The organism is Saccharothrix sp. NBAS 001 (assembly GCF_056640475.1).
Genome location: NZ_CM153251.1, coordinates 4,469,858 through 4,494,964, shown reverse-complemented (window position 1 = coordinate 4,494,964; position 25,107 = coordinate 4,469,858). Strand labels below are relative to the sequence as shown.

Here is a 25,107-nt window from a genome sequence, read left to right as displayed (position 1 = left end):
GGTCGAGGAGTTCGCGTCGGCAGTTGCGGATCCAGCGTTCCATGATCGCGTTCATAGCCAACGCGGTGGTCCGTCTGTCAGGAGAACTTGATCTGGTTCCTCGCTGCGGCTAGGAATGGGTCGTAGCGGTTGCCTGGTGGTAGGTGGGCCGCCCTGCCCTGGAGCAGAATGGCGAGTGCCCGCAGGAAGTCGCCGGTTTCCCGGTCGTTCGGGAACTGCTCTGTGTGTGCGGTCAGTGCTGTGCCGAACTGCTCTCGCCAGGTGTCGAGGTGTTCGCGATGGGTGGTCAGTGTGCCGCCTGTCAACGAGACGAACCGCATGATCAGGTCGCCGGTCAGGCTGCCTGGCCATGTGAGCTCGCCGTGGAACAGGTCGATGCTGTCCTGTACCTGCCGGCATTCGGTCTCATACCGATGGCCCACGGGTAGTGCGACGTTCTCCCCGCGTACGATTCGCATTAGCGCGTCGAAGAGTTCCCGCTCTGCTGTGAACGCGACGTGTGAAGGCAAAGCATCGGAACGAGACCGCAGTGCACCCATCATGTGCTCGTGTTGATCCGGTCCAGTGGTCCTGGCCAACACCGTGCACATCAGCGTGATGTCAAGGTCCTGCACAGCGATCGGCGAAGCGTGCCGATGGCTGGTCGTGAACTCGTACTTGTCGAGCGCCAATGCCGCGATGTTCTGGTCGGCAGGAAGCCGGTGCATCGGAGGGGAAGCTTCCGTGAACTGGCGCACCAGCTCGGCATATGGGTTGCTCGGGGACAGCCGCTCGGCGGGAGCCAGCTTCACGAGCGCGGCTACCGCGTCGACCAGTTCGATCTCGTGCCGCCACTGCGGTCCGCGACGCACCAGGTCGTCGCGCCAAGCAAGGAGGTTGTGCTCCCACTGGTTCTTGGCCCGTGCGTTGCGGCGCAGTTCAGGTGCGTCGAACCTATCGCGTAGGTAGTCTGCTACAGCCTCCTGTTCCGTCGGCATGCCAGATACGAACGACTCGGTGTACGCGTGGTCCGCGCGGAGATGCTCCACAGCCGAGTCGAGCAGGTATCTGAGGTCGGCAACGGACAGTCGTCCGCCGTAAGACTTCAGCGCGATGTTTCGCTGGATTTCATGGTGTGCCTGTCGCACTGCCGCCGCGTAGGGGTGTTCCGGAGCGAGCTGCGGTTCTCCGCCTGCGAGCAGGTCGAGGAGTGCGGCAAGGAAAGAGGTCTCGTTCAGCCAGTCCTCGCCACGTGCCTGGGTGATTGACAGGTAGCTCGCGAAGTAATCGCCAATCCCGGACCTTTCGTCCAGCGCACCGGATCGCGATGACACGATGAGGTCCACCAGCCGTGCGACGTCGTCATCGGGCAGGGTCTGGTCGGCGCACGGGGCACGGCGCTGCTCGCCGATGGCCGTGGTGATCGCTTCGATCACACCTGCGTATGGATGCCGACCGGAAAGTTCTGGTGACCGGCCTTGGAGAATCCCTACCAATGCGGCGTAGAGATCGGCGTCGGCGTGCCGGCCGATGTGGCGGGACTCCTCGGCCTGATCGCCGAGACGCTGGGCGAGCCCGTCGGTCGTTTTCGGTCGGTCCGTCCTCGCCGCGACGACCTGGTCCACCAGATGGGCGAGCTCTGCGCGCGGCATCAGGGTGAAGAGAAGAGTGCCGTTCGTGACTGCTTCGGTGGCACGGGCGACATCGTCGCGGTAGGGATTACCCACTCCCAGCACGGGTTGGTCGCCGGACACGAGGACGAGGAGCGCGGTGATGAACTCCTCGCCCCAGCGGTCGCCGCGCCAGCAGGAGTCCCTTTTCTGGTTCTCCAGATGTTCGGTCCAGCCGGCGAGTTCGCCGGGCTGCGCGACGAGCGTCGCCACTGTTCGTTCCAGCAGGACATGGGCAGGTAGCCGCTGGTGCTCGAAGAGCGCGTCGAGCAACCCTTCGAGGATCGCGTGGTGCGGATGGTCTGTCGGCAGGGCGGCTGGCTGGCCTGCCAGTACGCAGAGCAACGCGCGGCAGTAGTCCTCGGTCGGAACGTCACCCCAGGTCCGGGCGCCACGGAGGTTGGTGCGGAGACCGCGTTCCCAGTCCGTGATGTGCTGCGGTTGGTCGGTGAGGACGTAGAGCGTTCGCTGCGCCCATCGCAACGCGTCTTCGCCCGTCAGATGCGATCGATCGCCCGTGTCGTGGAGTTGTTCGGCTCGCCTTCGGACCTCCGCGACCATCCGCGCGTAGAAGGTGTCCACCGCACCGCGTTCGGGATTGCCCAGAGTGACGTCGATCAGGCCGCGGAGGAACTCGGCGTGCTCGGGGTGCAGCTTGTTGGCCTTGTCGATGAAGTGCCGCAACGCCTCGGACCATTCCCGGCGAGCTTGGCCGGAGGATGAGGTGACGCTGATGGTGTGGCTGATCAGGTAGGTCATCAGGTCTTCGGGCAGCGTGCCGGCGACGTCGTCCGCGAGTTCGGACCGTTCTCTGCCTTTGGCTCGGTATGCCTCGACCTCATCGAGCCGGGCGATGTCCTCGTAGCGGGCCGTGAAGTGGCCCCGGACGACGAACTCCTCGATTTCGTCCTCGTCTAGGGATTCCATGGTTGTGCGACGGGCCAGAGGAAGTGCGGCGGCGTGCGTGGAGAGCGCCTCGGCGTGCCGTCCGGCTTCGGCGTGCAGCTGTGCGAGATTTCGCAGGGCGGTGGCGTGTCCTGCGGTGTGACCGGTGGTGACGAACAACGAGATCGCCGTCGTCAGCAGCCCGGCCGCGCGGTCGGGTTCGTCGGCCGCGACCACCGCGGCGAGGAATAGCCGGGCCACCCCCTCGCGGTCGCGTTGGCCGATCTGCTCGAACTTGTCGACCGCGTCGCCCAGCAGGGGGGCTGCGGTGCTCGGGCTGCCGATGGTGTCGAAGAGCCTGCCAAGCCTCAGGAACGCCTCGGCCTGGATGTCGCTGAGGTCGTGCTGACCCGCGATGTGCAAGGCGTGCGACAGTGACAGGATTGCCGTGGTGCGCTCGGGGAACGTGCGGAAGGAGTTGGCTTGCCAGTCCGCGAGCCGAAGCAGGGCATGGGCGAGTTGCGGTTCGTCGCCGAGGTGCGTCCACAGCTCCACCGACCGGTACAGCCACTGTGGCGCGGTGTCCGCATCGTATCGAAGCATGACCGCGCCGAGGTTGCTGTTCGTCAGGGCGGTGCCCGCCATGTCGTCAACGGCTTCAGCCCGGCGGCGCGCCTGGTACAGGCTGCGGATTGCCGCAGACGGATCGCCGCGCACGTACTGTCCCATGGCCAGCGCGTTGAGCAGGACCACCTCGTACGAGGACTCGCCGAGGAACGAGCTGACAGCCGCGCCAGCGGACATCCACTCCGGATGGTGGAGTTCCGTGCGAGTCGCGAGCAACTGGCGGGTGTTCAACGCGAAGATGAGCATCCGATCGAGCCGCGCGCGGTCTGGGCGTTCCCGGTTCAGTTCCGCTTGAGTTGCCGGCACGAGTAGCGTGCCGCCCTCCTCGATGTGGGCGATGTACGGGTTCAGTTCGTTCCACTGGTCGACGGCTCGTTCCGCGAATCTCGCGCTGAGGTCGACGACGCCTGCCGTGTAGCCGTCCTCCGCGGATGAACGATCTTCGCTGCCGTGCAGCAGTGCGCGGGCATAGGCGCGTAGCAACTGGTGCTGGTGGTACCAGCCGGGTGAGTTCGCGATCGAGAGCAGTGCCCGGTGCCGGAAGTGATCGAGCACCGGCTTCGGGTCGTCACCCCAGATGGCCTCGCACAGTGAGCGGTCGAAGTCGGCACCGTGCGCCAGCACGCCAAGTGCGCGGAATCGAGCCTGATCCGCCGCGTCCAGCCGGTTGTAGCTGAACGACAGCACCAGCTCTAGGTTGTCCTCGCGAGCCTCACCCAGCTCAAGACGGATGTCTCGAAACGGGCTCCCTGCGGGGATACCTCCTCGATACTGGGCTAGTAGCTCGCCGATCTCGGTATCCGGTCGTTCCAGCAGCTGCACTTGCCCGGCCGCCAACTCCATCGCCAGCGGATGGTGTCCGACGATCTCCGCCAGCTCACGCAGGGCGGTTTCGGCGAGATTCGGAAAGTCCGACAGCAGGGCGCGGAGCATGCCCACGGCGTCATCCGATGTCATCGGCCGCAGTTCGAGGCCGGTACTCCGGAGCTGGGCGACCACCTGCCGGGAGCGTGTGGTGATCAGGTGGACCGCCCCTGCCGGGGACGCTGTGCGCAGATGTCGCGCGGCGGCTAGTGAGTCGCCTTCCCAAACGTCGTCAAGCACCACCAGCACCTGTCCGGGGAAGTGGTCGCGCACCAGAGCGGTCAGCACCGCTCGTACTCGATTGACCAGTCCCTCGATTGGTCCGTCGCCCGCCGTGAACTGGGGGTCGGCGTGCCGGGCCCAGTCCGCCAGCAGCGCGGCGGGGTTCGGTGCGGGGCCGAGCGATGCCCAGAACACGGTGCCGAACTCCGGCATGTCGGCGGCGAGCCTCAGCGCGGTCGCGGTCTTGCCGATACCGCCCATGCCGTGGATGCCTGTGATGGCGACGTTGCGCCCCTGTGAGAGCGCGGCACGCAATTGGGCCAGTTCCGTGGCGCGTCCAGTGAAATGCGGAGGCGGATCAGGTGCGATCGGCCGCACGACGTGCCGTGGCTGCACCACAGTCTGCGAGACGAGCATGTCGCCGGCGATGTACTGGACTCCGCCGATCACGATGTTGGCGCCGTCGATCGACCCTTCCACGCGGATGTCCGCCGGCCGCTTCAGCAGGTCGTGGCGCAGGCAGTCCTCCAGGAAGTGCCCGATGAGCCGGTCGAGGTGCGCGCGGAGCACCCCGTCGTCCGCTGCCATACGGGTGAGCGCCAGGGCACCATCGAGTGGCGTACTGGTGCCGAGGACTTCCACCGCATGCAGCAGCGGATCAACGTGCGTCGTTCCGCAGATGCCCGCCAAGACCTCGCGTAGGTCGGCGGAATCACCGTCCTCGCGTGCGCTCCACAGAAGCGCGCCACCGACGATGCCGTACGTGACACCGATCCGCGCGTCCACCCGAGCCAGCGCCGAGAACAGCGTGACGCTGTCCGGCAGCTTGGCTCGCCAGCCAGCCAGGTAGTCCATCCCGGTGCCAGAGACCTAGGCGAACTTGTCGATCGTCGCCGCGACCTGAGTGGCAAACGACAGCACGGACGGAGCGATACCGGCGAGTCGTTCCGCCGCCCTTCGCAGCGCAGCAGCCCTCTTGCGCACCCGGTCGGGCGCGACCTCGTCCTTCTCCACCTCGGCGACCGCGTCCTCGGCCGCTAGGTGCACATCCTCAGCGTCCCCCTGCTGCTCGGCCGGAACCCCGCGCAACGCCACCGTCAATGCTTCGGTCTGCTCCCTGAGCTGGGCGAGAAGGTCCTCTGCCCCCGTCACGCCTCCCACCGAGATGGTGAAGTCACCGTGCACGGTCTGCGTGCTACCCACGAGTATGTTCTGCCCATGCACGTCGCCGCCGATGCGGATTGACGGCTGGTTCGGCTGGTCGCTCACGTTTCGCCCCCTCACGCCTCGTAGCGAATCAATGCTAAAGCACTTCCAGTCCTGCCGTGGTACCACTTCGGGATGAAGTTGTCGCCGTAAGTGACTTGGCGTCAACCTGGGCTCGACAGCCCGGAACGACGTTATTCCAGGCGATGTCGCCACTTTTACCGACCGATCCGAGCAGCCCGAAGATCCAGAGTGAGCGCCAGGTCGCAACGCACGCTCGGGGGCGTGATCGGGCATTGGCTGCCGCATCTCCTGGTGCGCGTCTCGCCGAGAGTCATGGGCACGTCTCGGTACGCCCGCGTTCCGCCATCGGCGTGTCGACTTGCTTGGTGCAGAGAAGCTCCCTGAAGCCAAAGGCTACCCACTGGACACCTGGTGCTCGCACGAGATCGGCAACGGCCGGTACGTCCATGCCATCGTCAAGACCGTCGAGGACGAGGACCACGTGCTCGTCGTTGTCCGTGAGTTCTCGCGCGAGGCGAGAGGGAACGCCCCGGCGGATGACGACCTGGCCAGCCATGAAGTCCTGGATTGATGTTGTGCTGAGTTGCCCGTGGTAACGATATTTCCGTCGGCGTTGTGTCGTGTGGCCGGCTTTGTATCAGCCTGCGGAGCCCATGGATCCGCAGGCGTTGCCGGATACTCCGCTAACGTCGGCGACCCAGAGGGGCCGCTCCATCCTTCCGAAGCGTATAGCTCTGTCACGAGTTCCCGTCGTCGTGGATCTTCGCGGGGATACACCTTCACCAGGAGCCTGAGCACGAAGCCGAACACGACGATCACCAACACCAACGAGCGCCAGGAAGCCACCGCCTCGACGAGATCGTTCATCAGGCCTACCGAACATTGAGGCTGGCGAACGGGCATCGGTACGCGCTTCCGCGAGCAGGGCGCGCCCAGCCGTATCTTCCCTGCCTCGGTCGACTCGTAGTAGCGCCGCGGTGGCCGCTTGCCGGGGGCTTTCGGATCCTCCCGGCCATCGGCGAGCCAACTCCGGTGTGTGGCGGCGAGTGGGTCCGCCACACACCGGATCGGAAGGCCGTCCGGGCGGGAACCGGCGCCGGGCGCTACCAGTACCGGTCCGGGTAGAGGTCGGTCCTGTGGCGGACGATGGCCATCAGTTCGCCGTACTCCTCGGGCGAGACCTCGCCGTACGCGAGTTGGGCGTCCAGCACGTAGACGGCGTCCGCGCGGGGGACCTGGTGGGGCGGGCGGGCGCGGAGGTGGAGGTTCCAGCGCTTCTTCTCGGCGTACTCCTGGTCGGTCAACGCTCCTTGGGACCAGGCGGATTCGATCCTCTTCGCGGCTTCTTCCAGGGTGGGGAGCCGGGAGTGGTGGAAGACCAGGTAGGGGGCTTCGCGTTCGGGGAAGGCCAGGCGATGCCTGGCGGACGGGCGCCAGTGGTCGACTACCGCGCGGTCGATCAGGGCGCGGAACCTCTGCTCTGCCAGGAGGTCGGAGAAGCTGGTCGAGCCGAGCGCCAGGTCGCGGGCCTGTTCGTGGTCTTCGGGGGAGATCTTTCCGGCGGCCAGCAGCACCTCGGCGATCTTGATCTTCTCGATCCACGGGATCGGGATCGGGTGGTACGAGAGCACCTCGCGGTCGAGTGCGATCGGGGCGGTGGGGGGATCGGCCGGGAGGGCGGGCGCGGTGGGCGGCCGGACGCCGTCGGCGACCGTCGCCGCCAGTTCCAGCAGCGCCAACCGGGCCTCCGAACCGAGCTTGTCCAACTCGATCTCCGCGCCCTCCGCCAGGTGCGCGTCGAACGGGATCCGCACCACCGCCCGGCACCGCTGCGCGAAGCGCACCTCCAACTCGTCCAGGTCCACCTTGCCCGAACCCGGCCGCACCGAGTTGATCACCGCCACCGACCTCGCCACCAGGTCCCGGTACCCGTGCGCCTCCAGCCAGTCCAACGTCGCCGCCGAGGTCTGCGCCCCGTCAACCGACCCGGACGACACCAGCACCAGCGAATCCGCCTGCTCCAGCACGCCGGAATCGGCCGACGCGATGTCGGCGTCCATGGCGATCACGCCGTCGCCGTCGCCGTCATCGGACGCGGGGGCGTGTCGGAGGTCTGTCAGGACAGCGGTCAGGGCTGCGGTGATCGTGGTGCTGCCGACGCCCTCCGCCGTGCCGAGGGTCGTGATCTTGTGGGGTTGTCCCGAAGCACGGGTGATGCGGGCGATCAAGTCGGGTCGGCGGGTGTCCGTCGGGTTCACGCCGAGGTTGATCAGGCCGCCGGTCACCGCGTGCACGGTCTTGCGCCAGCCCGACCACGGTCTGCGCCGGCGCGGTGCCGGTTCGGGGGATGTCGCCGGCGGGGTTGTCCACGGCGGTGACGTGAGGTCGGGGGGTGCGTTGTCCGGCGCGCGGTGGCGGACGGGCAGGTCCGGTGGGTTGTCCGGGGTTTGGACGGGGCGGACAACGGGTGGGGCGGGTAGGTCGATGTCGCCTTCGATCCTGTTCAGGGGTGCGGGAGGAGGCACAGGCCAGGGTGCGAACGGGGATGCGGGCGTGGATGCGGGCGGAGGCGGAGGAGTGTCGGTGATCGGGGGTGCGTCGGTTTCCGAGGGTGTGGTGCGGGGGCTTTCGGCTTTGGCCAGGAGTTCGTCTCGTTCGTCGGTCAGTCGGCGGTTGGTGTGTTGCAGGCCGACCAGCGCGACGTAGAGGACTTCGGCGAGGCTCTTGAACCGGGTTTCGTTCCGTTGCGCCTCGATCAGTTCCTGTTGCACGGCAAGGAGCTTGTCCTTCAGCTCGGCGAGTTCGCCGGTCCTCGGGCGGGGCTTGCGGGGTTCCGCCGGGGCGCTGGGGGTGCGGTCCGCCACGGCGCGGCGCAGCCTGGTCAGCTCGTCGGCGACCGCGCCGACCTCGGCGGTCGGGTGCTGCCGCGCCCACAGGTCGAGGAACGCTTCGGCCAAGCCGTCGGGCACCGGTCCTTTGTCCATCTTCATGGTCTCGGACAACCGGCGTCGTTCTATCGTCCCCTCGCCGGTGCCGGACGACTTGAGGATGCCGTGGTGGCGCGCGCCGCCGGGGTCCGCCGCCGCCCAGTGCCGTGCCGCGTCGTTCCTGGTGAAACCGCCTTCCCGGGCCAGGCGGTCGAGCAGCACGACCAAGTCGACGCCCGGTTGTCCGTACCGGACGCGCAGGGCGTGCTCGTCGATCGCGGGCGGGGCGCCGCCTCGGGAGCGGCCGGTTCTCGACGGTGTGTGGACCATGGCGGGCTGCACCTCACCCCTGGGGTCATTCCCCGATGATCGGTTTGGCGGCGACGGGCATCGGGTCGACGAAGACGAGGGGGTCCCCCTGCACGAGGCCGCCGCGGGTGGGTGGACGGCCGGGGAGTTGGCGTTGCGCGACCAGCATCCAGGAGGTCACGCTGACGGCCAGCAGGCCGTACACGGCGTACATGATTTCGAGCGGCACGCCGTAGACCCACATGAAGATGGCGCTGGCGGTCAGCACGCCGACTGCGACGGTGAACGCGGCGAGCGCCAGCAACGGGAAGCGCAGGCGTTGCCCGGCGGCCTGGCGTCGGAGTCTGCGTTGTGACGGCGGTTCGGGCACGGGCGGAACCGGCGCGTCGGGCGGGTGCGACGGGATGGCGGCGACCTGGGGGAGGGGGCCGCTCGGGGGCGACGTGGTGTCGACGGGCTGTGGAGCGGCGGGCGGCGGGGTGTCCGCGGTGCCCGCTTCCGGGCTGGACTGGTTGATCCGGTGCCAGGTGTTGATCCACCGGCGGCGTTCCTCGGGCGGCACGTTGCAGCCGGCCAGGAACAGGTGCAGCTTGGGCAGCGCGGGCAGGGCGTCGCCGGCGACCATGGCCTGGGCGGTGCTGCTGGACATGCCCTTGCCGGCCCGTCGGCTGATCTGCCGGTAGGACAGCTTCCGGCTCTTGCGCATGGCGTCCAGCAGCGCCAGGAAGTCGCGCGCCGTGGCGAGGTCGCCGACGCCCTGGGTGGGCTGGTCGGCGGCGGGGTCGTCCGCGACGGGGCGCGTGCCGCGGCGGTGGGTGCGGTCGGCCATGGCTACAACCCGATGACCGGTGGGGCGACTCGCCGGTCCAAGCCGAACACGTCGTCGTCCTCCTCCAGACGCACCTTCCGGACGTGCGGCCGGTCGCGGCGGCGGCCGGTGTCGATCCCGGGCAGGTGGACGGTCCACAGGGCCACGCCGAGCGTGACCATCACCAGGAAGCCGAGGATGGTCGGCACCGCGATCCCGTGGTGGGTCATCAGGATCGCGCACAGCGGTGCCCCGACCGCCGGGACCAGCAGCCCCGGCAGGCGGTTGTGCACCGTGTCCGGTGCGGAGCGGGGTTTGCGGGAGTGCTCCCGGCGCACGTCGGACAGGCTCGGCCAGGCGATGTGGCGGTACGGCGGCGACGGGTCGGCGGGCGCGGGCGCGGCGCGGTCACGCGGCGGTGCGGGGGTGTCCGCCAGGGTCGCCAGGAGTTCGGGTTCGCGGACCTTGGTGAGCCGGTCGAACGCGCCGAGCCAGCGCAGGTGCTCCTCGGAGGAGACCTCGCACACGACCAGGAAACCGCGCAGCAGCCCCAGGTCCAGGTCCCGCCGGCCGGTGATCACGGTGTGGGCGCGGGTGCGGGAGATGCCGGGCACGCCCTGGGCCTTGCGCCCCAGGCGGGCGTAGGACATCCCCTTCTCGCGGCGCAACTCGTCCAGGGCCGCGACCAGCTCGGCCGGGGCGGTCGCGGCCATCGCCGCGGACAGCGCTCGCGACGGCGGCTGCCAGTCCCCCAGCACGAGGTCGTGGGGCGCGGTGGTGGTGTCGGTCGGCGGTCGGCCGGCGGGCCGGCGTGGCGGGCGGTGGCCCGCAGCCGCGGTCGACGGTGGCGTCGGCCGCGACGGCCCGGGCGCTGGGGTGCGCCCGGGCGTCGGACGAGCATCGCCCTCACGGGACAGGACCTGGCTGGCCACGCCGGCCTCCGGTCAGCGGGAGGGGCGGGTCGGCGGCGTGGTGCCCGGCGGGAGGAGCAGGCCGTGGCCCGTTCGCACCGCGACCAGGCTCAGCACCGTCACCAGCGTCAGCGCGGTGTGGGCGTCGTAGCCCCGGCCCAGCAGGACCAGGACGAACACGTAGACGACCACCAGCGTCGCGGCCCGGACCAGTACGGCGGGCAGCGGTAAGCACGACAGGGAACCGCCCTGCGCGGGGATGAACGACATGGTCATGGAACTCGCTCCGTTCTCGACGTGCTGCGGCCCGGACACGTCCACCTCCGGCGGGTTCGCGGGTACCGGCCGGTTGGCGCCGATCGGTGCCCGCGCGGGCAACTCGCGGAGGTGGTGATTCCTGCACGACCATGATGGCTGGAACGAACCCCGATCGCACCGAAGAGCGCCCGTCCGGACGTCCACGGGACGATCAGGACAGCAGAACACCGCGGCCCGGCCGCAGGTCGGAGCGCCGTTTTCGTCCAGGACAAAGTTTTCGGGCCGGTTTTCCGTCCCCGGCGCGCTGGCAGCCCCCGACCGCCCGGCCTATCGTGGGTCACGAGGCAGCAGGCCCGAGGGCCGAAACCTCCACCTCGCCCCGATCGTCCGTGGCCCGGACACGCGAGCGAGCAGGCGGGTCGTCGTTGGCGCGGCGCCCGCCCCGAACGGCGCGCCACGCGGATCGCCGCCGGGCGCGCAAACGCACCGGCCAGACGCGGTGTCCGGTCGCCCGACCGGACACCGGACGGCCCCGCGAGGCCGGTCCCGTCGTGGTCGACGCGGCGGCTCCCGAGATGGGTCGACCCGGCCGATCTCCGGCATTCGTACCAGGAAACCGGCTTCTCGCCCAGGCACTTCGTGGGCCGACCGACCGCCTGCCCGAAGACCGTGACCTGGCGGGTTCGCCCGAACGTGGTTGTCCGCGCTCTTTCCGGACAACCGCACGGGGTTCGGCAGCAGTGCCCGCCGCGCCAGGTGTCCGGGCCTTCCTCGACCGCCACGGCCGCGATGACCAGGGCGACGACCGGATCGGCCCAGTGCCGGCCGAACAGCGAGTTGAGCACCAGCCCCAGCAGCAGGACGCCCGGACGAGTAGGTGCGCAGCAGAGTCTGGTCGGAGTCCGCGACGGCACCGGCCGAGCCGGGTTCACGTCCGGCACGCCGTTGGGCGGCGGAGAGGAACGGCATCACGGCCGGCGGCGCGGTGCCCACCCGGAGTGGTCGGCGGTCACGGAGTCGAGCAGGGCGGGGACGGATTCGACGGTCGCGTAGGCGGCCATGGCGAAGGACAACGCGGTGACCTTCAACGTGGCGCGTTCGGTTGTCCGGGCTCGGACCCGGAGAACTGCCAGGCCACTGCGGCGGAGGAGGAGGCGATCGTGCCGGCGGTGATGGCCACGACGTCTTCGACCACGTTGTAGGTGATGGTGGCGGCGACCAGGAGCCGCACCCGGCGGGTCGGCACAGCCCGCCGCGCGGGTCGCGCCGAATTCGCCTGCCGACCACCGTAACCTCGCGATTCTCGCGGCCCAGTTGTCCGCCGCCGTCCCGGACAACCCGGGGTTGCGATGCCCAACAGGTGCGTGATCGGCGGGGGTTGCCCAGGCCCCGGTGCAGCTCCTGTTCGAGGAGCCGAAGCGCGTCCTGCGGGCGCGCGTGCTCAAGGAGCGCAGCCGCCGGCACCGCGCTCCGGCCTGTCGAAGAAACCGGCTCCGGTTTTGACCTGGGCACCGACGATGAGGCCAAGGTCGAACCTGCGATCGCGGACCAGCAGGAAGAGATCTGTGCCCAGATCCGAACCGGGAGCTTCGGCCGATGGCCGGCCCAACTGCACAAGTCCGGGTTGTCCGAGGTGCGGATCCGGTTGCGACAAGTCGACCGGATCAGCCCGACAACCACGCTCGCTCAGCTTCTGGTCCAGTTCGGCGCGGACGCGGCCCTCTTAGACGGTGATGGTCACGACGGCCTTGGTCACCCGGCGTTGTCGACCTTCGGGTCGGGCAACGCCCAGGCGACCAGCAGCCCGGCGGGTACGCGGACCCCTGAACCGGCGGGAGCGCGAGCCGGTGCAGGCGCCTGGTGGCGCAGTGGCGGTCCCATACGCCGTACCCATGCCAGTGGACACCTTGTCGCAGCGTCGAGGTCAAGCCCGTCGACCGGCCGGGTCGGGGTGGCCGACCCGGCCGGCCGGGCTCAGCCGACGCGCACCGGGGGCCGGTCGTCCTGCTCCGACGCCTGCCGGAGCCCCGCGCCCTCGACGTCGAGCCGGGGCAGCCACCGCAGCCACCTCGGCAGCCACCAGGCGCGCTCGCCGAGCATCGCCATGGCCGCCGGCACCAGCACCATCCGCACCACGAAGGCGTCGAACAGGATGCCGCTCGCCAGCGCGAACGCGATCGACATCAGTGTCGCGTCCGCGCCGGGGAAGAAGCCCGCGAACACCGAGAACATGATCACCGCCGCCGCGACCACGACCGGCGCGGCCTGCCGGAACCCGGTGCGGATCGCGTTCGCGTCGGGCTCCCCGTGCTCGTGTGCCTCGTGCATCCGGGACACCAGGAAGACCTGGTAGTCCATGGCCAGGCCGAACAGGATGCCGACCGCGAGGATCGGGGTCAGGCTGATCAGCGGGCCGGTCCGGTCGACGCCGAACAGGTCGCTGAGCCAACCCCACTGGAAGATCGCCACGGCCGAGCCGAGCGACGCGCCGATGGTGAGCAGGAAGCCCAGCACACCGACCAGCGGCACCAGCAGGGAGCGGAACACCAGCACCAGCAGCACGAACGCCAAGCCGACGACGAGCAGCAGGTAGATCGGCAGGGCGTCGTTGACGGTCTTGGCGACGTCGACGCTGACGGCGGTCTGCCCGGTGACGTACGCGCGCGGCCCGTCGCGGTCGAGCAGGCGTTGCCTGATCTCGCCGACCAGGTGCTCCGTGGCCTCGCTCGCCGGGCCCGACCCCGGGACGACGGTGAGCAGGGCGGCGGTGCCGTCGGCGTTGGGCACCGGGTCGGCGACCGCCGCGACGTCGGGCAGGCCGGCGATCACGGCCTTCGCCCCGGCGGCGGCCCTCGGGGCGTCCGCGCCGTCGAAGAAGACGGTGAGGGGGCCGTCGAAACCGGGCCCGAAGGCGTCGGCGAGCAGGTGCGCGGCGCGGGCCTGGGTCGTGCCCTCGGCCGGCGTGGCCGCGAGGGTGGTCTGCAGGGAGAACAGCGGGATGCTCAGCGCGCCCAGCGCCGCCGTGCTCACCAGCAGCGCGACCCACCGCCGGCGGACGACCCCGTCGATCCAGCCGCGGAAGAAGCCGCGTTCCCGGTGCGCGGTGGCGGCCTGCGCCGCGCGCTCCCGGCGGGGCAGCGCCCGGCGGCCGAGGAGGGCCAGCACGGCCGGCACGAGCGTCGTGGCGATCAGCACGGCGATGACGACGGTGAAGGCCGCGGCGACACCCATCTGGGTGAGGAACGGGATGCCGGTGACGAACAGGCCGACCAGGGCGATGACGACGGTGAGACCGGCGGTGACCACGGCCGCTCCGGCGGTGCCGGTCGCGGTGGCGACGGCGGTGCCGACGTCCTGGCCCCGGCGCAACTCGTGGCGGAAGCGGCTGACGATGAACAACGCGTAGTCGATCCCGACGGCCAGCCCCAGCATCGAGGCCAGCACCGGCGTGGAGGCGGTCAGGTCGACGAAGCCGGTGGCGATCTGCACGCCGCAGATGCCGACGCCGACCCCGATCAGCGCGGTCAGCAGGTTCATCCCGGCGATCGCCAGCGCGCCGTAGGTGATGGCCAGCACGACGAGGGCGGCCAGCACGCCGATCGCCTCCGCGCCGTGCCCGCCGCCGCCGGCCAGGGTGGCGGTCCCGGTGACCTCGACGGCGAGCCCGCCGGTCCGCGCGTCGGCGACGGCGTCGGTCAGCGCGTCGCGCTGGGCGCCGGTCAGGTCGGCGACGCCCACGTCGTAGGTGACGGTGCTGAACGCGGTGGTCAGGTCGGGGGAGAGGGTGGTGGGCGTCGGCTGGAGCGGGTTGGTCGCCGAGGCGACGCCGTCCAGGCCGTTGAGCCGGGCGACCAGGTCGGCGACGGCGGCGGTGTTGGCCTCGGCGGTGAGCGCCTGCCCGGCCGGGGCCTTGACGACGACCCGCGCGGACGCGGTGTCACCGCCGCCCCCGCCGAATTCGCGCTTGATGAGGTCCATCGCCTCGGTCGACTCCTGGCCGGGCAGCGAGAAGGTGTTCGTCGTGCTGCCGGACAGCTGTCCCGCGCCGACGCCCGCGCCGATGAGCACCACCAGCCAGGCGAGGATGAACAGGGCGGGTCGCCGGTGGGCCGCGGCCCCGATCCGGAAGAGCAGGCGTGCCATGGCGGTTCAGGCCCCCGCTCGGTCGGGGCGGGACGGGTGGGCGGCGGTGGGGCGGAGGCGGCCGAGGTCGGCGGGCGTCGCAGCGCGGCGGTCAAGCATGGTGCCCAGCCTGGTCGCCGCCCACCGCGGTGGGCATCGCTCGCGGGGCGGCTTTCCCGGTCGGGCCGGCTAATCCTCGCGGGCTACGCGGGCCTCGCGGCGGCGGCGGGCGGTGTCCGAAAGGGACGTGGTCCGCATGCCGAAGTGCCGCGCCGCGTAGTCCTCCAGGATTAGTCGTCGACCTCCGGAATCAATCGGGGGGCCGATGCTCCGGCAGCGCTCGGCAAGGATGCTCGAAGCGTGCCCACGAGCGTCGAACCGTCCACACGGGAGACCCACTGGCCGGTGCTGGATCGTGTTCCGCCGCGCCGGGAAGTCGGAGACCGGGTCGCGCGGGCCGCGCGGCAGGCCAACGCGGCGTGGTCGTCCTGGTGGCGACCGCACACGCGGCTCAGGGCGCTCGCGCCGCCGCCGGGGGTCGTCCGCGACGTCTGGCCGGTGCTCGTCGTCGCGCTGGTGGGCGCGCTGGTGCTCCAGAACGCCCACGACCCGTCTCCGTTGTGGCTCGTGGTGCCGGCGATGGGCCTGCCCCTGGTCCCGGCTCTCTGGCGGCACCGCCGGCCGGCCGCCGCCTTCTTCGGTGCGGCCGGGTGCGCGGTCGTCGCGTTCACCGCCCTCGGGCTCACCGGCCAGGAGTTCACCGTTCCGGTGCTGGCGCTCACCGCGTGCCTGGTGACCGTGGTGGACCGGGAACCGGACCGGGTGGTCGTCCCGGCGGTCGCCCTGAGCGTGCTGCTCGACGCCGCCGCGATGCTCATCCCCGTCCAGGGGACCGGCCAGCCGGGGTACGCGCTCGCGCCGCTCACCGTGGCCGCCGTGCTGATGGGGCGCAACCGCCGGGCCCGGCGCGCCGTGCTGGCCGGGCTGCGGGAGCGCGCGGAGACCGCGGAGCGCACCCGCGACCGGCTGGCCCTGGCCGCCGTGGCCGAGGAGCGGCGGCACATCGCCCGCGAGGTGCACGACATCGTCTCGCACAACATCGCCGTGATGACCAACCTGGGCGACGGGGCCGCGGTCGCGTTGCGCCGCAACGCCGACCCGCTCGTCGCGCTCACCGCCGTCGAGGCGATCGCGGACACCGGGCGGGAGGCCATGGAGGAGATGCACGCCCTGCTCGGGGTGCTGCGCGACCCCGGCGAACGGGACGAGCCCACCCGGCCGCCCGCGCCGGGGATCGAGCAGCTGCCCGCCCTGGTGGAGCAGGTCCGGGCGGCCGGCCTGGCCACCTCGCTGGTCAGTCGCGGCGAGCCGCGCCCGGTCGGCGGCGGCACCTCGTTGACCGCGTACCGCCTGGTCCAGGAGGCGTTGAGCAACAGCCTGCGGCACGCCCACGACGTGCGCTCGGCCGTGGTGACGCTGCACTGGTCGGCCAACCAACTGGCGCTCGACGTCGTCGACGACGGGATCGCGGCGGCACCGCCCGGAGGCGGCGGGCTCGGTCTCATCGGGATGCGCGAACGGGTGCTCGCCCACGGCGGCACGATCGCGGTCGGCCCCGACCCCGGTTCCGGCTGGCGGGTCACCGCCCACCTGCCGCTGCCCTCACCCCACCCCGGGAGCCCGGCATGACCACCGTGCTGCTCGTCGACGACGAACCGCTCGTCCGGCTCGGCCTGGGCATGGTCCTGGACGGCAGCGAGGACATCGACGTGATCGGCCAGGCCGGCGACGGCGCCGAAGCCGTCGAGCTGGCCCGGCGGCTGCGACCGGACGTCGTGGTCATGGACATCCGGATGCCGGGCACCGACGGCGTGCAGGCGATGCGGCAGATCGTGGCCTCCGGGCTGCCCTGCCGGGTCCTCGTGCTGACCACGTTCGACCTGGACGAGTACGCGTTCGCCGCCTTGCAGGCCGGTGCCAGCGGCTTCCTGCTCAAGACCTCCGACCCCCGGCAACTGGTGGACGCGATCCGCACCATCGCCCGCGGCGACGCGGTCGTCGCGCCCCGGGTGACCCGCCGGCTGCTGGAGACGTTCGCCGAACGCCTGCCGACCGGCCCGCCCGCCACCGACCCGCGACTGGCCCGGCTGACCGATCGCGAGCGGGAAGTGCTCGTCGAACTGGCCACGGGCAAGTCCAACACCGAGATCGCGCGCGACCTGGTCGTGTCCGAGCACACGGTCAAGGCCCACGTCGCCCGAGTGCTGAGCAAACTCGAACTCCGCGACCGCACCCAGGCAGCGGTCTTCGCGTTCCGCGAGGGCATCGCCCGCTGATCACCGGCGCTGCGCGGGATCGAGGCGGTCCCGCGCAGCGCCGAGGTCACGACGACGCCTTCCGGGTCGACGCCCACGGGCACCGTGCCGACCAGCGCCGCCGTGCGCGGGTCGATGATCGACATCAGGTTCGCCCCCGAGCTGGTCACGAAGACGAAGCCGTCGTCCGGGCTCGCGCCGACGCCCTCGGGTTTCGTCGCCACGGGGGATCGGGTTGCCGATCGGGTCGCCGGACCGGTCCAGGACCGAGACCGTGGTGGAGACCGAGTTCGCCACGTAGAGGCGCCGGCCGTCCGGGCTGAGGGCGACGCCGGCCCCAGCTCATCATTCCGGCATCTCGACCATGCCCTGGCACGACGGACTATGACACATCCGCATCTCGGCAATAGCGGGTGTCGCTGAACGTGAGCCGGTCTGTGTGGTTTTAGGCCGGTCCTGCGAACCGGTGGAGTTCGGCGGGTGTCGGGATCTCGGTCACCAGGCCGTCCCGGATCGCCCACGACGTGGAGGTCTGCCGTTCAGGGTGGCTCAGGAGGAAGAACCCCTCCGGCAGGTCGAGGTGGTCTCCGTCCACGGATTCGAGGCGAGCCAGTTCGGCGACCTGGTCGCGGAGCGAATCCACCGCCCACTCCCGGATGTCACCCCCGTAGAACACGTAGAGCGTCCAGTTGAACGGCCGGGAGGGCAGTGCCCAGCCACCTGAGTAGAGGTCCGCGCCGAACCCCGCCAGCACCTGCTCGACCCGCTCCCGCTGGTCGCGACCGAACTCGATCCACCCCCGGACCGCGACGTACGTTCCCACGACCGCATCGTAGGCGAGCCATCGACCGCTCATCGGCATGAGCGGACGTTTCGGACGCGCGGCTCGCGGTGACGATGGGAGGCGAGGTCGTGCTCGAAGCGGATCGCGGCCTGCTCACGCCGTGGCGGGTGGCCGAGACTGTGGTCCGGCGTGAGTCGTGGACCGAGCGCGATCCACGACTGCCCCTTTTACGCTGCGGTCGGCGTCGGTGCATCGCGGCGACCAGGAACGGGCGCAGTGCCGTCACAGGGTGTCGTCGCGAGATGGTGAGGTACTGCTGCCGGCGCCACTCGATCCCCTCGCCGCGCTCGTACGCTTCCGACCAGGGGTCGAACTTCACGAACGGCCCCGACGTGCTGCCGTGGGTGAGCCGGACGCCGTTCGTCCAGAACTGCATCATGAACACCCGCTCCTGGATGCCCATGACCACGTCGACGCTGCGATCTTCGTGGCGTACCACGGCACCTGTCTCCCGCCACCCGGGCGACTCTTGCAGCAGGACGTCAAGGCCACAGGCCGGCCGGTCGAGTTCGGATCGCAGCGCGACCCGCAGCGAGGATGCCTGCGCGACATCCGGGTAGAGACTCCGGTCCACCGGACCTCCCAGATCGGCGCGTCTCTCACCACCCGCAGGACAACGGTCCCCGTTGGCGCTTCTGCTCGCGCGGCACGGCGTGCTCGTCTTGGTCGCGGCGATAGCGCCTTACGAGACCGACCGGCGCGCGTTGTGCAAGACGATCCTCACGGAGGGCGTGCCGTTCGCCGAGGTTCACGTGCACGCGCCTGTGGAGGTGTGTTCGGGCCGTGACGTGAAAGGTCTCTACGCGCGGCGATGGCGCATTCCGGCTGCTCCTGGAACGTGTAGAGGTAGGTGTAGGAGAAGGACACCCGGGTGGGAATCGCCGGCAGCACCCGCCCGTGCACGGACACCGTGCACCGGAACTGTCCGAACACGCCGTGCGCCGCGCCGTTGTCCCCGGCGGTCAGGCCCAGCGTCTGGGTGGTCACCAGGATCTCGTGCTCGGTGTCGGGCGTCCCGGGCGGGTGCCGAGGTGGTGAGTGGGAAGGTGGCCAGGGTCGCCGCGGCCAGGACGCGCGTGGTTCTCCGCATGGCGAATCTTTCCGGTGGATTCGGCCTTTTCGACGTTAACAGCGAATTGCGGCGATCGGGTCCGCCTTTCGGTCGAAAGGCCCGGAGTGGGCTCGACGGTAATGTTCCCGGCATCTCGGGCGTTCACAGCGGCCATTCACGTGGGCGCGCTCACGTGAATGGCTCCCGACTTTCGTCGGGGTGCCCGGTGGCGCGCCGGCGCGCGACGCTGAACCGGTCCCTGATTTCTCCCTGTCGCGGCGCACGGCCGCGGAATCGAGTGATCCGAATGAAACTAGGTCGTTTCGGCCTGGCCCTGGCGTGCGCGCTGCTCGCGTCGGCCGCAGCCGCACCGCTCGCCTCGGCGGCGGAGGTGCAGCCCTACATCATCGGCGGCGGGTACGCCACGAACGCGCCGTGGGCCGCGCGGATGTTCGTGGACGGGCAGCAGGCGTGCTCGGCCACGATCGTCGCCCCGACGTGGATCCTGACCGCCCGGCACTGCGCGGAGGCGGGCCTGAGCTACTCGTTCCGGATCGGCAGCCTCGACCAGAGCGCCGGCGGCACCGAAGCCGACGGGCTCGACGCGTCGATCAGCCCCGAGGGCGACCTCGCGCTCATCCAGCTCGACCGGAGCGTGCAGGCCACGTACGCGCCGCTGGGCACCGCGGGCGATGTGCGGGCCGGTCAGACCGTCCAGGTCTACGGCTGGGGCGCGACCAGCCGATGCGGTTCGGAGATCAACTGCCAGTCACGGCTGCTGAAGGTCGCGAACGTCCGCGTGACCTCCACCAACTCGACCGACTACTTCGGCGGCGTCTCGGTGCAGGCGCAGCGCGGCAACGGCATCACGGCGGGCGGCGACTCCGGTGGCCCGATGTTCGCCAACGGCCACCAGGTCGGGGTCGCGTCCACCAGCGACCGGCAGTCGGTCACCGACTACACCAACATCACGCAGTACCGCTCGTGGATCCAGGAGGTCGCGGGAGTCTGAGCACCCGAGACCAGGACGTCGAAGGAGCCAGAAGTACCCGTGCGCGGTGGGCGGTCCCGTCGGGGGACGCCCACCGCGGCTCGGGCGCGGAGGTCCGACCCGCCTCGATGTTGTTGGGACCGCGCCCAAACCGACCTCCTGGGGGATGGTCGATGCCGCACGCCGTGTCCGGTGACGGAACCCGTGTCGCCCACCAGCGCGCGGGCGAGGGGCCGTCGCTGGTCCTGTTGGCGGGTCAGGCGAAATGCGCTCGGTCCTCCCGTTGAACGAAACGCCGAGCAGGCTCGGCGGCACGTTGGGCACCAGCCGGGTGCTGCATCAGGGGTCCTGTGCCTCCTGCCATACCTCGTGGGCCGGGCCATGCTGTCCGAGCGCGGCGTAGGGGTGGCCGAGGTTGTTGCGGGTGTTGGCGACCTCATGGATGAAGCCGAGCATGGTGAGGGGCTGGCGGGAACAGTCGCTGTCGAAGTACTGGCCGACGATCACGCCGTGGCCTTCGGTGATTCTGCGGGCGACGTCGAGTTGCCACGCCCGCGAAGCCTGTGGGTCCGTCCCGCCGATCCGAGGCACGGTCGGCAGGCCGCGTCGTCGACCTCGGCGGCTCTACGCCGACCGCGGCCACGACCACGACAGGTACCGCCGTCTGGTCCACGCCCGCAGCATCACGCCCGTGATCGCCTGCCGCCGCGTCGAACACGGCTCCGGCCTCGGCCGGAGCCGATGGCCGGTCGAACGTACCTTCGCTTGGTTCAAGGGCTTCCGACGAGTCCGCGTCCGCACCGAACGCCGAACCGACGTCCACAAGGCGATCCTCAGCCTGGCCTGCTCGATCATCTGCGCACGGCAACTCATTTTGAACTGATCTCTCGGCGAAGATCCGAAACCACAGCTCAGACCAAGATCCACCTATCGGAATGGTTGAGCCCGGACAGGGTGATAGTCCGGTCCGGAAACCAGGAGGGCATTGTGCGGCAGGCTCCCCGGCCGGACCAGGGGCCTCGGCAAGCTCAGTCGTGACCTTGACGCTCATACGCCGTCAACTGCGGGTCTCCCGCACACGCCGACCGATCATGTTCGGGTCGTCTTCGTGTGCGGGTGCCCTCCTGACGTCATTCCCTGTCGAGGCCAACGGTTCACGGACCGGTCCCCGTTCTCCTACGCGCCGTGGCCGGGCCGACCCGGCAGCGGCCGACAGGCGACCCTGATCACCAGGGTGCGTTCTCTACGGTGAACGCCTGGAGTCGGGTGCCGATCGTTCGCTACGCTCCGGACGGCCGCCGCACCCGCCCGACTCGGCACGTGATCACCGACGCGCCAGTGGTTCGGCTCCTCGGCACGTCCGGCACGTCGGCGGGAACCGGTCACCCGAGATGAGGTCACATGGGCAACGCCGAGGCCAACCCGAACCCGTCGCTTCCGATATCCCGCCGAACCCTGTTGCAGGGAACCGGGCTCGCCCTCGGCGGCACGGCCCTGGTCAACGGATCCGCCGACGCGCACCCACCGGGCGTTCCGGTCCCGGGCCCCGGCAGCCCGGTGCGCCCGATCCCGGTGCCCGGGCAGGTCCCGGCCACCCAGGGCTTGTTCCAGGTGCCCGGGGCGCGGCTGTGGTACTGGGACACCGGTGGGCACGGTGAGCCGGTGGTTCTGCTGCACGCTCTGAGCGGCAGTGGCGAGAGCTGGCCGTACCAGCAGTCGTACCTCGCCCGTGCGGGGTACCGGGTCATCGGCTACTCGCGTCGGGGGTACGCCAACTCGCCGGTGCAGGACCCGAACGACCCGAGGACCGGCATCGAGGATCTGCACGACCTCGTGGAGTTCCTGGGGATCGGGAAGTTTCACGTCGTCGGCGTTGCCGGTGGCGGCTGGTACGCGATGGACTACGCGCTCAACCACCCGGACCGGCTGCACAGCCTGGTGATCGGCGCGTGCGTGCTCCAGGTCCGGGAGCAGGACTACCAGGACATGGTGGAGCGGTTGCGGTCGCCCGAGGTCGACGCGCTGCCCATCCACTTCCGGGAGTTGGGCCCGTCCTACCGCGCGATCGACCCGGACGGCGTCGCCAGGTGGCTGGACATCCATCACCGGGCCGGGCCCGACGGGATCATCCAGCCCAGGGCGACCTCGCTGAGCTGGGCCGTGATCGAACGGCTCACCGTGCCCACCCTGCTGCTGTGGGGGGACGCAGACCCGCACACCTCACCGCCGGTGCAACGTCTGCTGGCCGGGCACTTCCGCAGGGTGAGCACGGTGGTGGCCAACGAGTGCGGGCACAACGTCCACTGGGAACGGTCGGACGTGGTCAACCCCGTGCTGCTGAACTTCTTCCGGGCCAACCGGCACTGACACGGGGTGATCCAGCCGAGCCCGCCGAACGTGTCGTGGGCGCGCTCCAGCGCTGGGACGACTTCCGCGGCCTCGGCCCGCGCAGCAACATCCACCCACGCACCGACCTGCCCGACCCGAACCGGATCACCTCGGCGGACGGCATGCGCTCGATCCGCTTCGGCGACCACGAGATGGGCAGCAAGCCGACGAAGTTCCACTACCACGAGGAGACCTGGCGGCGGGACTCCAGCAACCAGTGGTACGTGGACAATGTCCAGGTCCGGGTGCCGTTCCCGAAGGGATCTTGGTGATGAGGATCGAGGTGTCCGCCGTCGGCGCGGGTGACGCCGTGTCGTTCCGCTGCGGGCAGGGGGAGGGCGCCGGCGTGTGGCGCTCCGCCGAGCCCCCGGCGGCGGGAGGGAGCTACGAGGTGGAGGTGGACGTCGACGAGGACGTCCGGCTCCGCCCCGGCGGCGGCCCGGGGTTCCGGCTCGACGGGGACGCCGTGGTGGTCGGCGGTGTGCTGCGGTTCACCGACGACGGCGCGGCCTACCTGGAGGTGGCCGGCTCGCCGGTGCTGCTGGACCTGGCGGAGGACGCGTCGGTGAGCGCGGGCGAGGCAGTCTTGCTGACCGTGCCGCGCTCGGCGCTGCACCTGTTCCCGGTCGTGGTGTGAACGAAAGCCCGCCCCGGTCCACGCGGACCGGGGGCGGGCTCCCGTTGCCGTCAGCTCGCGGTGAGGATGGCGGCGTGTTGTTCGCGCAGCTCCGGACCGGGGTCCAAGCCCAGTTCGTCGGACAGCACCTGCGACACGCTGCTGTAGGCGGCCAGCGCCTCGGCCCGCCTGCCGGACCGTTGCAGGGCCGGCATCAGCTGTCTCCAGAACCACTCGCGCAACGGGTGCGCCGCAGTGAGCGCCCGCAGCTCCGCCACCAGCGACGCCGGCACCTCCAGCCGGAGGTCGGCCTCGATGCGGCGTTCCAGGGCGGCCAGGCGCAGTTCCTCCAGGCGCGGCACCTCCTCGCGCCGCAACACCTCCGGGTCGACGCCGGACAGCGCCGGACCCCGCCACAGCGCCAGCGCGGCGGTGAGCAGGCGACTCGCCGACGCCGGGTCGGCCACCAGGTTCGCCTCGGCGGTCAGCCGCTCGAAGCGGTCCAGGTCGAACCGCTCCGTGTCCACGACGATGGCGTAGCCGCCGAACACCGTCTGGAACACCTCGCCGCCCAACGCCTGCCGCAGCCGCAGCACGTAGTTCTGCAACGCGGCCACCGCGCGTTGCGGCGGCCGTTCCCCCACACGCGTTCGATCAGGGCTGCGGTGGAGACCGCGTGGTCGGCTTCCCCTAGCAACGCGGCCAGCAGGGCACCCAGCTTCGCGGCACTGGCTATGTCTGTGTTGGCTGACGTCACTTGGTCGCCAATTCGGGCGTCACTCGCCGCCGGAATCATGATCAATGTTCGCGAATTTTGACGTCACCGTCCGAGCATGTCGACCAGCCGGTCTTCGACCGAACGACGGTGTGTCCCGATGCCCCATCGAGACACGAAAGCCACTGCAGCGCAACGACTTGGGCCCCCGGTAGCGCAGGCCGAACAACAACGGTCGGCCTTGTCCGTGCTAATCCGTACACGTTCGGCACTGATCACTCGCGGCTCGGGGCCTTTCGGGGACCGCTGCACGCCCGGTCGCTTGCTATGCACGAGGTCGTCAGGCGGCGGGCGGCGTAGCGTCGCCGGTTGTGCCCGTCAGGCGAAACGAAATGGCGTGTGCGACCGCGCCGCTGAGCACGCTGAGCAGCAGCGCGGTGTATGCCCATCCGCGGCGGTTCATGATCTCGTGGTCGCACGCCATGCCCAACCCGCCGGTGCCGTAGTCGATCCGGGAAACCGAGGTGCCGCAGCTGACCGAGGGAAAGCGCGGATCCGGCTCGGTCGAGACGTCCGTGACCAGTCCGATCGCGCCGACGGCGGCCAGCAGGCCAGCGGCAACGAGGAGGAGGACCATGCGCAGAGCGGACGACACGATCGGCCTCCGAGGGTAGGGTGGGCTCTCATCCTGACGGGGGCGTGCGCCCCGCGCCCCGCGTTACTGCGGATCGTCGGGGTGGCACCCCGCACACGCTAGCGGGCGTGCTGCTCATCCCCGGCACGCAGTAGCCACCTCTCGGGCGTGCTGGGCACGCACGACGTCGCCGGGAACCCGCAGGTTGTCGGGCCTGGAGACCTGCCTGGCCAGGCAGGTCTCCAGCGGGGTGTCGAGCGCGATCGCGACACGGGCATGGCGTGGACGGCGGCCGGGTCACCGACTACGGATCCTGAACTTCCTGGGAACTAGACGTTGTTTTCTGCACGTCTACTACCGGAAGGCCGACTTGCTCTCACCGATGCTTGATCAGGTGCGCTTGTGGGTGCGGCGGTGTCCGGTGGACCTGCGGCGATCAGTGTCTTCACCGCGTGGCCGGGCTATCTGACCGCCCGCGCGTGGCTGGCGCTGAGCGGCAGGCTCCCGTGGCGGCTGGAGGGCTTCCTGGCCGACGCCCACCGGCTGGATGTCCTCCGGCAGTTCGGGAGCAGCTACCAGTTCCGCCATCTGGTCCTGCAACACCGCCTGGCCGGGCCTCCCGGCCTTGCTCCCCCCGGCCCCTGACGTCGCGCCACTGGGCCACAGCTTTGGTAGCCGCGTGGTCCTGAACGTCGTCACGGTGCCGTCGGCCGCCGACGAACGGGTCGGATGGCCACCCTG

The 25,107-nt window shown here is 70.4% G+C and carries 19 protein-coding genes and 4 pseudogenes; 10 read left to right on the top strand and 13 right to left on the bottom strand.

Annotation, left to right across the window (positions count from 1 at the left end; translation table 11 throughout):
* Window positions 1-77: 77 nt before the first annotated feature.
* Window positions 78-5,102, bottom strand: coding sequence for an NB-ARC domain-containing protein (locus tag AC0HI0_RS18465; RefSeq protein ID WP_480933611.1), 5,025 nt, complete (start codon window positions 5,100-5,102; stop codon window positions 78-80).
* 15 nt (window positions 5,103-5,117) lie between these two features.
* On the bottom strand, window positions 5,118-5,516 hold the full coding sequence (locus AC0HI0_RS18460) for a hypothetical protein (RefSeq protein ID WP_480933610.1): 399 nt from the start codon (window positions 5,514-5,516) through the stop codon (window positions 5,118-5,120).
* A gap of 319 nt (window positions 5,517-5,835) precedes the next feature.
* Between AC0HI0_RS18460 and AC0HI0_RS18455 the strand changes: the two genes are divergently transcribed.
* A complete protein-coding gene (locus tag AC0HI0_RS18455) occupies window positions 5,836-6,048 on the top strand; it encodes a hypothetical protein (RefSeq protein ID WP_480933609.1) in 213 nt (70 codons plus the stop codon).
* A 1,129-nt stretch (window positions 6,049-7,177) separates the two neighbouring features.
* Here AC0HI0_RS18455 and AC0HI0_RS18450 read toward each other — a convergent pair.
* From AC0HI0_RS18450 to AC0HI0_RS18425, 6 genes and pseudogenes are all read right to left on the bottom strand, one after another.
* Window positions 7,178-7,519, bottom strand: a pseudogene (locus tag AC0HI0_RS18450) (MinD/ParA family ATP-binding protein); the annotation flags it as partial.
* Window positions 7,520-8,759: 1,240 nt separating this feature from the next.
* Window positions 8,760-9,542: a helix-turn-helix domain-containing protein gene (locus AC0HI0_RS18445; RefSeq protein WP_480933608.1), complete on the bottom strand. Its 783-nt coding sequence runs from the start codon at window positions 9,540-9,542 to the stop codon at window positions 8,760-8,762.
* A gap of 2 nt (window positions 9,543-9,544) precedes the next feature.
* Window positions 9,545-10,234 carry a helix-turn-helix domain-containing protein gene (locus tag AC0HI0_RS18440; RefSeq protein ID WP_480933607.1) on the bottom strand — a complete coding sequence of 230 codons (690 nt, stop codon included), beginning with the start codon at window positions 10,232-10,234 and terminating at the stop codon, window positions 9,545-9,547.
* Window positions 10,235-10,465: 231 nt separating this feature from the next.
* Entirely contained in the window at window positions 10,466-10,708 is a 243-nt protein-coding gene (locus AC0HI0_RS18435) for a hypothetical protein (protein ID WP_480933606.1), read from the bottom strand.
* A gap of 716 nt (window positions 10,709-11,424) precedes the next feature.
* Window positions 11,425-11,936 (bottom strand): annotated as a pseudogene (locus AC0HI0_RS18430) (cobalt transporter); the annotation flags it as partial.
* Window positions 11,937-12,664: 728 nt separating this feature from the next.
* Window positions 12,665-14,833 carry an MMPL family transporter gene (locus AC0HI0_RS18425; protein ID WP_480933605.1) on the bottom strand — a complete coding sequence of 723 codons (2,169 nt, stop codon included), beginning with the start codon at window positions 14,831-14,833 and terminating at the stop codon, window positions 12,665-12,667.
* Window positions 14,834-15,217: 384 nt separating this feature from the next.
* Between AC0HI0_RS18425 and AC0HI0_RS18420 the strand changes: the two genes are divergently transcribed.
* Together AC0HI0_RS18420 and AC0HI0_RS18415 are read left to right on the top strand one after the other, a co-directional pair.
* The gene (locus tag AC0HI0_RS18420; protein ID WP_480933604.1) at window positions 15,218-16,501 is read left to right on the top strand and encodes a sensor histidine kinase; all 1,284 of its coding nucleotides are present in this window, start codon (window positions 15,218-15,220) and stop codon (window positions 16,499-16,501) included.
* Window positions 16,498-17,148, top strand: coding sequence for a response regulator (locus AC0HI0_RS18415; protein ID WP_480933603.1), 651 nt, complete (start codon window positions 16,498-16,500; stop codon window positions 17,146-17,148). Before AC0HI0_RS18420 ends, AC0HI0_RS18415 begins: the two co-directional genes overlap by 4 nt.
* Before the next feature lie 424 nt (window positions 17,149-17,572).
* On the opposite strand, the gene AC0HI0_RS18410 is transcribed toward AC0HI0_RS18415, so the two are convergent.
* Window positions 17,573-17,950: a hypothetical protein gene (locus tag AC0HI0_RS18410; protein WP_480933602.1), complete on the bottom strand. Its 378-nt coding sequence runs from the start codon at window positions 17,948-17,950 to the stop codon at window positions 17,573-17,575.
* 674 nt (window positions 17,951-18,624) lie between these two features.
* Between AC0HI0_RS18410 and AC0HI0_RS18405 the strand changes: the two are divergent.
* A pseudogene (locus AC0HI0_RS18405) lies at window positions 18,625-18,720 on the top strand (hypothetical protein); the annotation flags it as partial.
* Here the strand turns inward: AC0HI0_RS18405 and AC0HI0_RS18400 are convergent.
* Window positions 18,692-18,958 (bottom strand): hypothetical protein, encoded by a 267-nt coding sequence (locus AC0HI0_RS18400; RefSeq protein WP_480934570.1) that lies wholly within the window; start codon window positions 18,956-18,958, stop codon window positions 18,692-18,694. The pseudogene AC0HI0_RS18405 and the gene AC0HI0_RS18400 overlap by 29 nt on opposite strands.
* Window positions 18,959-19,329: 371 nt before the next feature.
* Between AC0HI0_RS18400 and AC0HI0_RS18395 the strand changes: the two genes are divergently transcribed.
* A complete protein-coding gene (locus tag AC0HI0_RS18395) occupies window positions 19,330-20,034 on the top strand; it encodes a S1 family peptidase (RefSeq protein ID WP_480934325.1) in 705 nt (234 codons plus the stop codon).
* A 318-nt stretch (window positions 20,035-20,352) separates the two neighbouring features.
* On the opposite strand, the gene AC0HI0_RS18390 is transcribed toward AC0HI0_RS18395, so the two are convergent.
* Window positions 20,353-20,604 carry a hypothetical protein gene (locus AC0HI0_RS18390; protein WP_480934569.1) on the bottom strand — a complete coding sequence of 84 codons (252 nt, stop codon included), beginning with the start codon at window positions 20,602-20,604 and terminating at the stop codon, window positions 20,353-20,355.
* Between AC0HI0_RS18390 and AC0HI0_RS18385 the strand changes: the two are divergent.
* From AC0HI0_RS18385 to AC0HI0_RS18370, 4 genes and pseudogenes are all read left to right on the top strand, one after another.
* Window positions 20,582-20,896 (top strand): annotated as a pseudogene (locus AC0HI0_RS18385) (transposase); the annotation flags it as partial. The gene AC0HI0_RS18390 and the pseudogene AC0HI0_RS18385 sit on opposite strands and share 23 nt — an antisense overlap.
* A 518-nt stretch (window positions 20,897-21,414) precedes the next feature.
* Window positions 21,415-22,380, top strand: a complete 966-nt coding sequence (locus tag AC0HI0_RS18380; RefSeq protein ID WP_480933601.1) for an alpha/beta fold hydrolase — start codon at window positions 21,415-21,417, stop codon at window positions 22,378-22,380.
* A 35-nt stretch (window positions 22,381-22,415) separates the two neighbouring features.
* A complete protein-coding gene (locus AC0HI0_RS18375) occupies window positions 22,416-22,673 on the top strand; it encodes a hypothetical protein (protein ID WP_480933600.1) in 258 nt (85 codons plus the stop codon).
* Window positions 22,673-23,038, top strand: coding sequence for a hypothetical protein (locus tag AC0HI0_RS18370; protein ID WP_480933599.1), 366 nt, complete (start codon window positions 22,673-22,675; stop codon window positions 23,036-23,038). Before AC0HI0_RS18375 ends, AC0HI0_RS18370 begins: the two co-directional genes overlap by 1 nt.
* Window positions 23,039-23,088: 50 nt before the next feature.
* Here AC0HI0_RS18370 and AC0HI0_RS18365 read toward each other — a convergent pair whose 3' ends face one another.
* Together AC0HI0_RS18365 and AC0HI0_RS18360 are read right to left on the bottom strand one after the other, a co-directional pair.
* Window positions 23,089-23,661, bottom strand: coding sequence for an AfsR/SARP family transcriptional regulator (locus AC0HI0_RS18365; RefSeq protein WP_480933598.1), 573 nt, complete (start codon window positions 23,659-23,661; stop codon window positions 23,089-23,091).
* Between the two features lie 411 nt (window positions 23,662-24,072).
* The gene (locus AC0HI0_RS18360; RefSeq protein WP_480933597.1) at window positions 24,073-24,369 is read right to left on the bottom strand and encodes a hypothetical protein; all 297 of its coding nucleotides are present in this window, start codon (window positions 24,367-24,369) and stop codon (window positions 24,073-24,075) included.
* A 411-nt stretch (window positions 24,370-24,780) separates the two neighbouring features.
* On the opposite strand from AC0HI0_RS18360, the gene AC0HI0_RS18355 reads away from it, so the two are divergent.
* Window positions 24,781-25,011, top strand: a complete 231-nt coding sequence (locus AC0HI0_RS18355) for a hypothetical protein (RefSeq protein WP_480933596.1) — start codon at window positions 24,781-24,783, stop codon at window positions 25,009-25,011.
* Window positions 25,012-25,107: the final 96 nt, after the last annotated feature.

Coding starts and splice junctions, on each gene's coding strand:
- AC0HI0_RS18465 (WP_480933611.1), bottom strand. CDS start 5,102: ATGGACTACCTGGCTGGCTGGCGAGCCAAGCTGCCGGACAGCGTCACG.
- AC0HI0_RS18445 (WP_480933608.1), bottom strand. CDS start 9,542: ATGGCCGACCGCACCCACCGCCGCGGCACGCGCCCCGTCGCGGACGAC.
- AC0HI0_RS18440 (WP_480933607.1), bottom strand. CDS start 10,234: ATGGCCGCGACCGCCCCGGCCGAGCTGGTCGCGGCCCTGGACGAGTTG.
- AC0HI0_RS18435 (WP_480933606.1), bottom strand. CDS start 10,708: ATGACCATGTCGTTCATCCCCGCGCAGGGCGGTTCCCTGTCGTGCTTA.
- AC0HI0_RS18425 (WP_480933605.1), bottom strand. CDS start 14,833: ATGGCACGCCTGCTCTTCCGGATCGGGGCCGCGGCCCACCGGCGACCC.
- AC0HI0_RS18415 (WP_480933603.1), top strand. CDS start 16,498: ATGACCACCGTGCTGCTCGTCGACGACGAACCGCTCGTCCGGCTCGGC.
- AC0HI0_RS18395 (WP_480934325.1), top strand. CDS start 19,330: ATGAAACTAGGTCGTTTCGGCCTGGCCCTGGCGTGCGCGCTGCTCGCG.
- AC0HI0_RS18380 (WP_480933601.1), top strand. CDS start 21,415: ATGGGCAACGCCGAGGCCAACCCGAACCCGTCGCTTCCGATATCCCGC.
- AC0HI0_RS18370 (WP_480933599.1), top strand. CDS start 22,673: ATGAGGATCGAGGTGTCCGCCGTCGGCGCGGGTGACGCCGTGTCGTTC.
- AC0HI0_RS18360 (WP_480933597.1), bottom strand. CDS start 24,369: ATGGTCCTCCTCCTCGTTGCCGCTGGCCTGCTGGCCGCCGTCGGCGCG.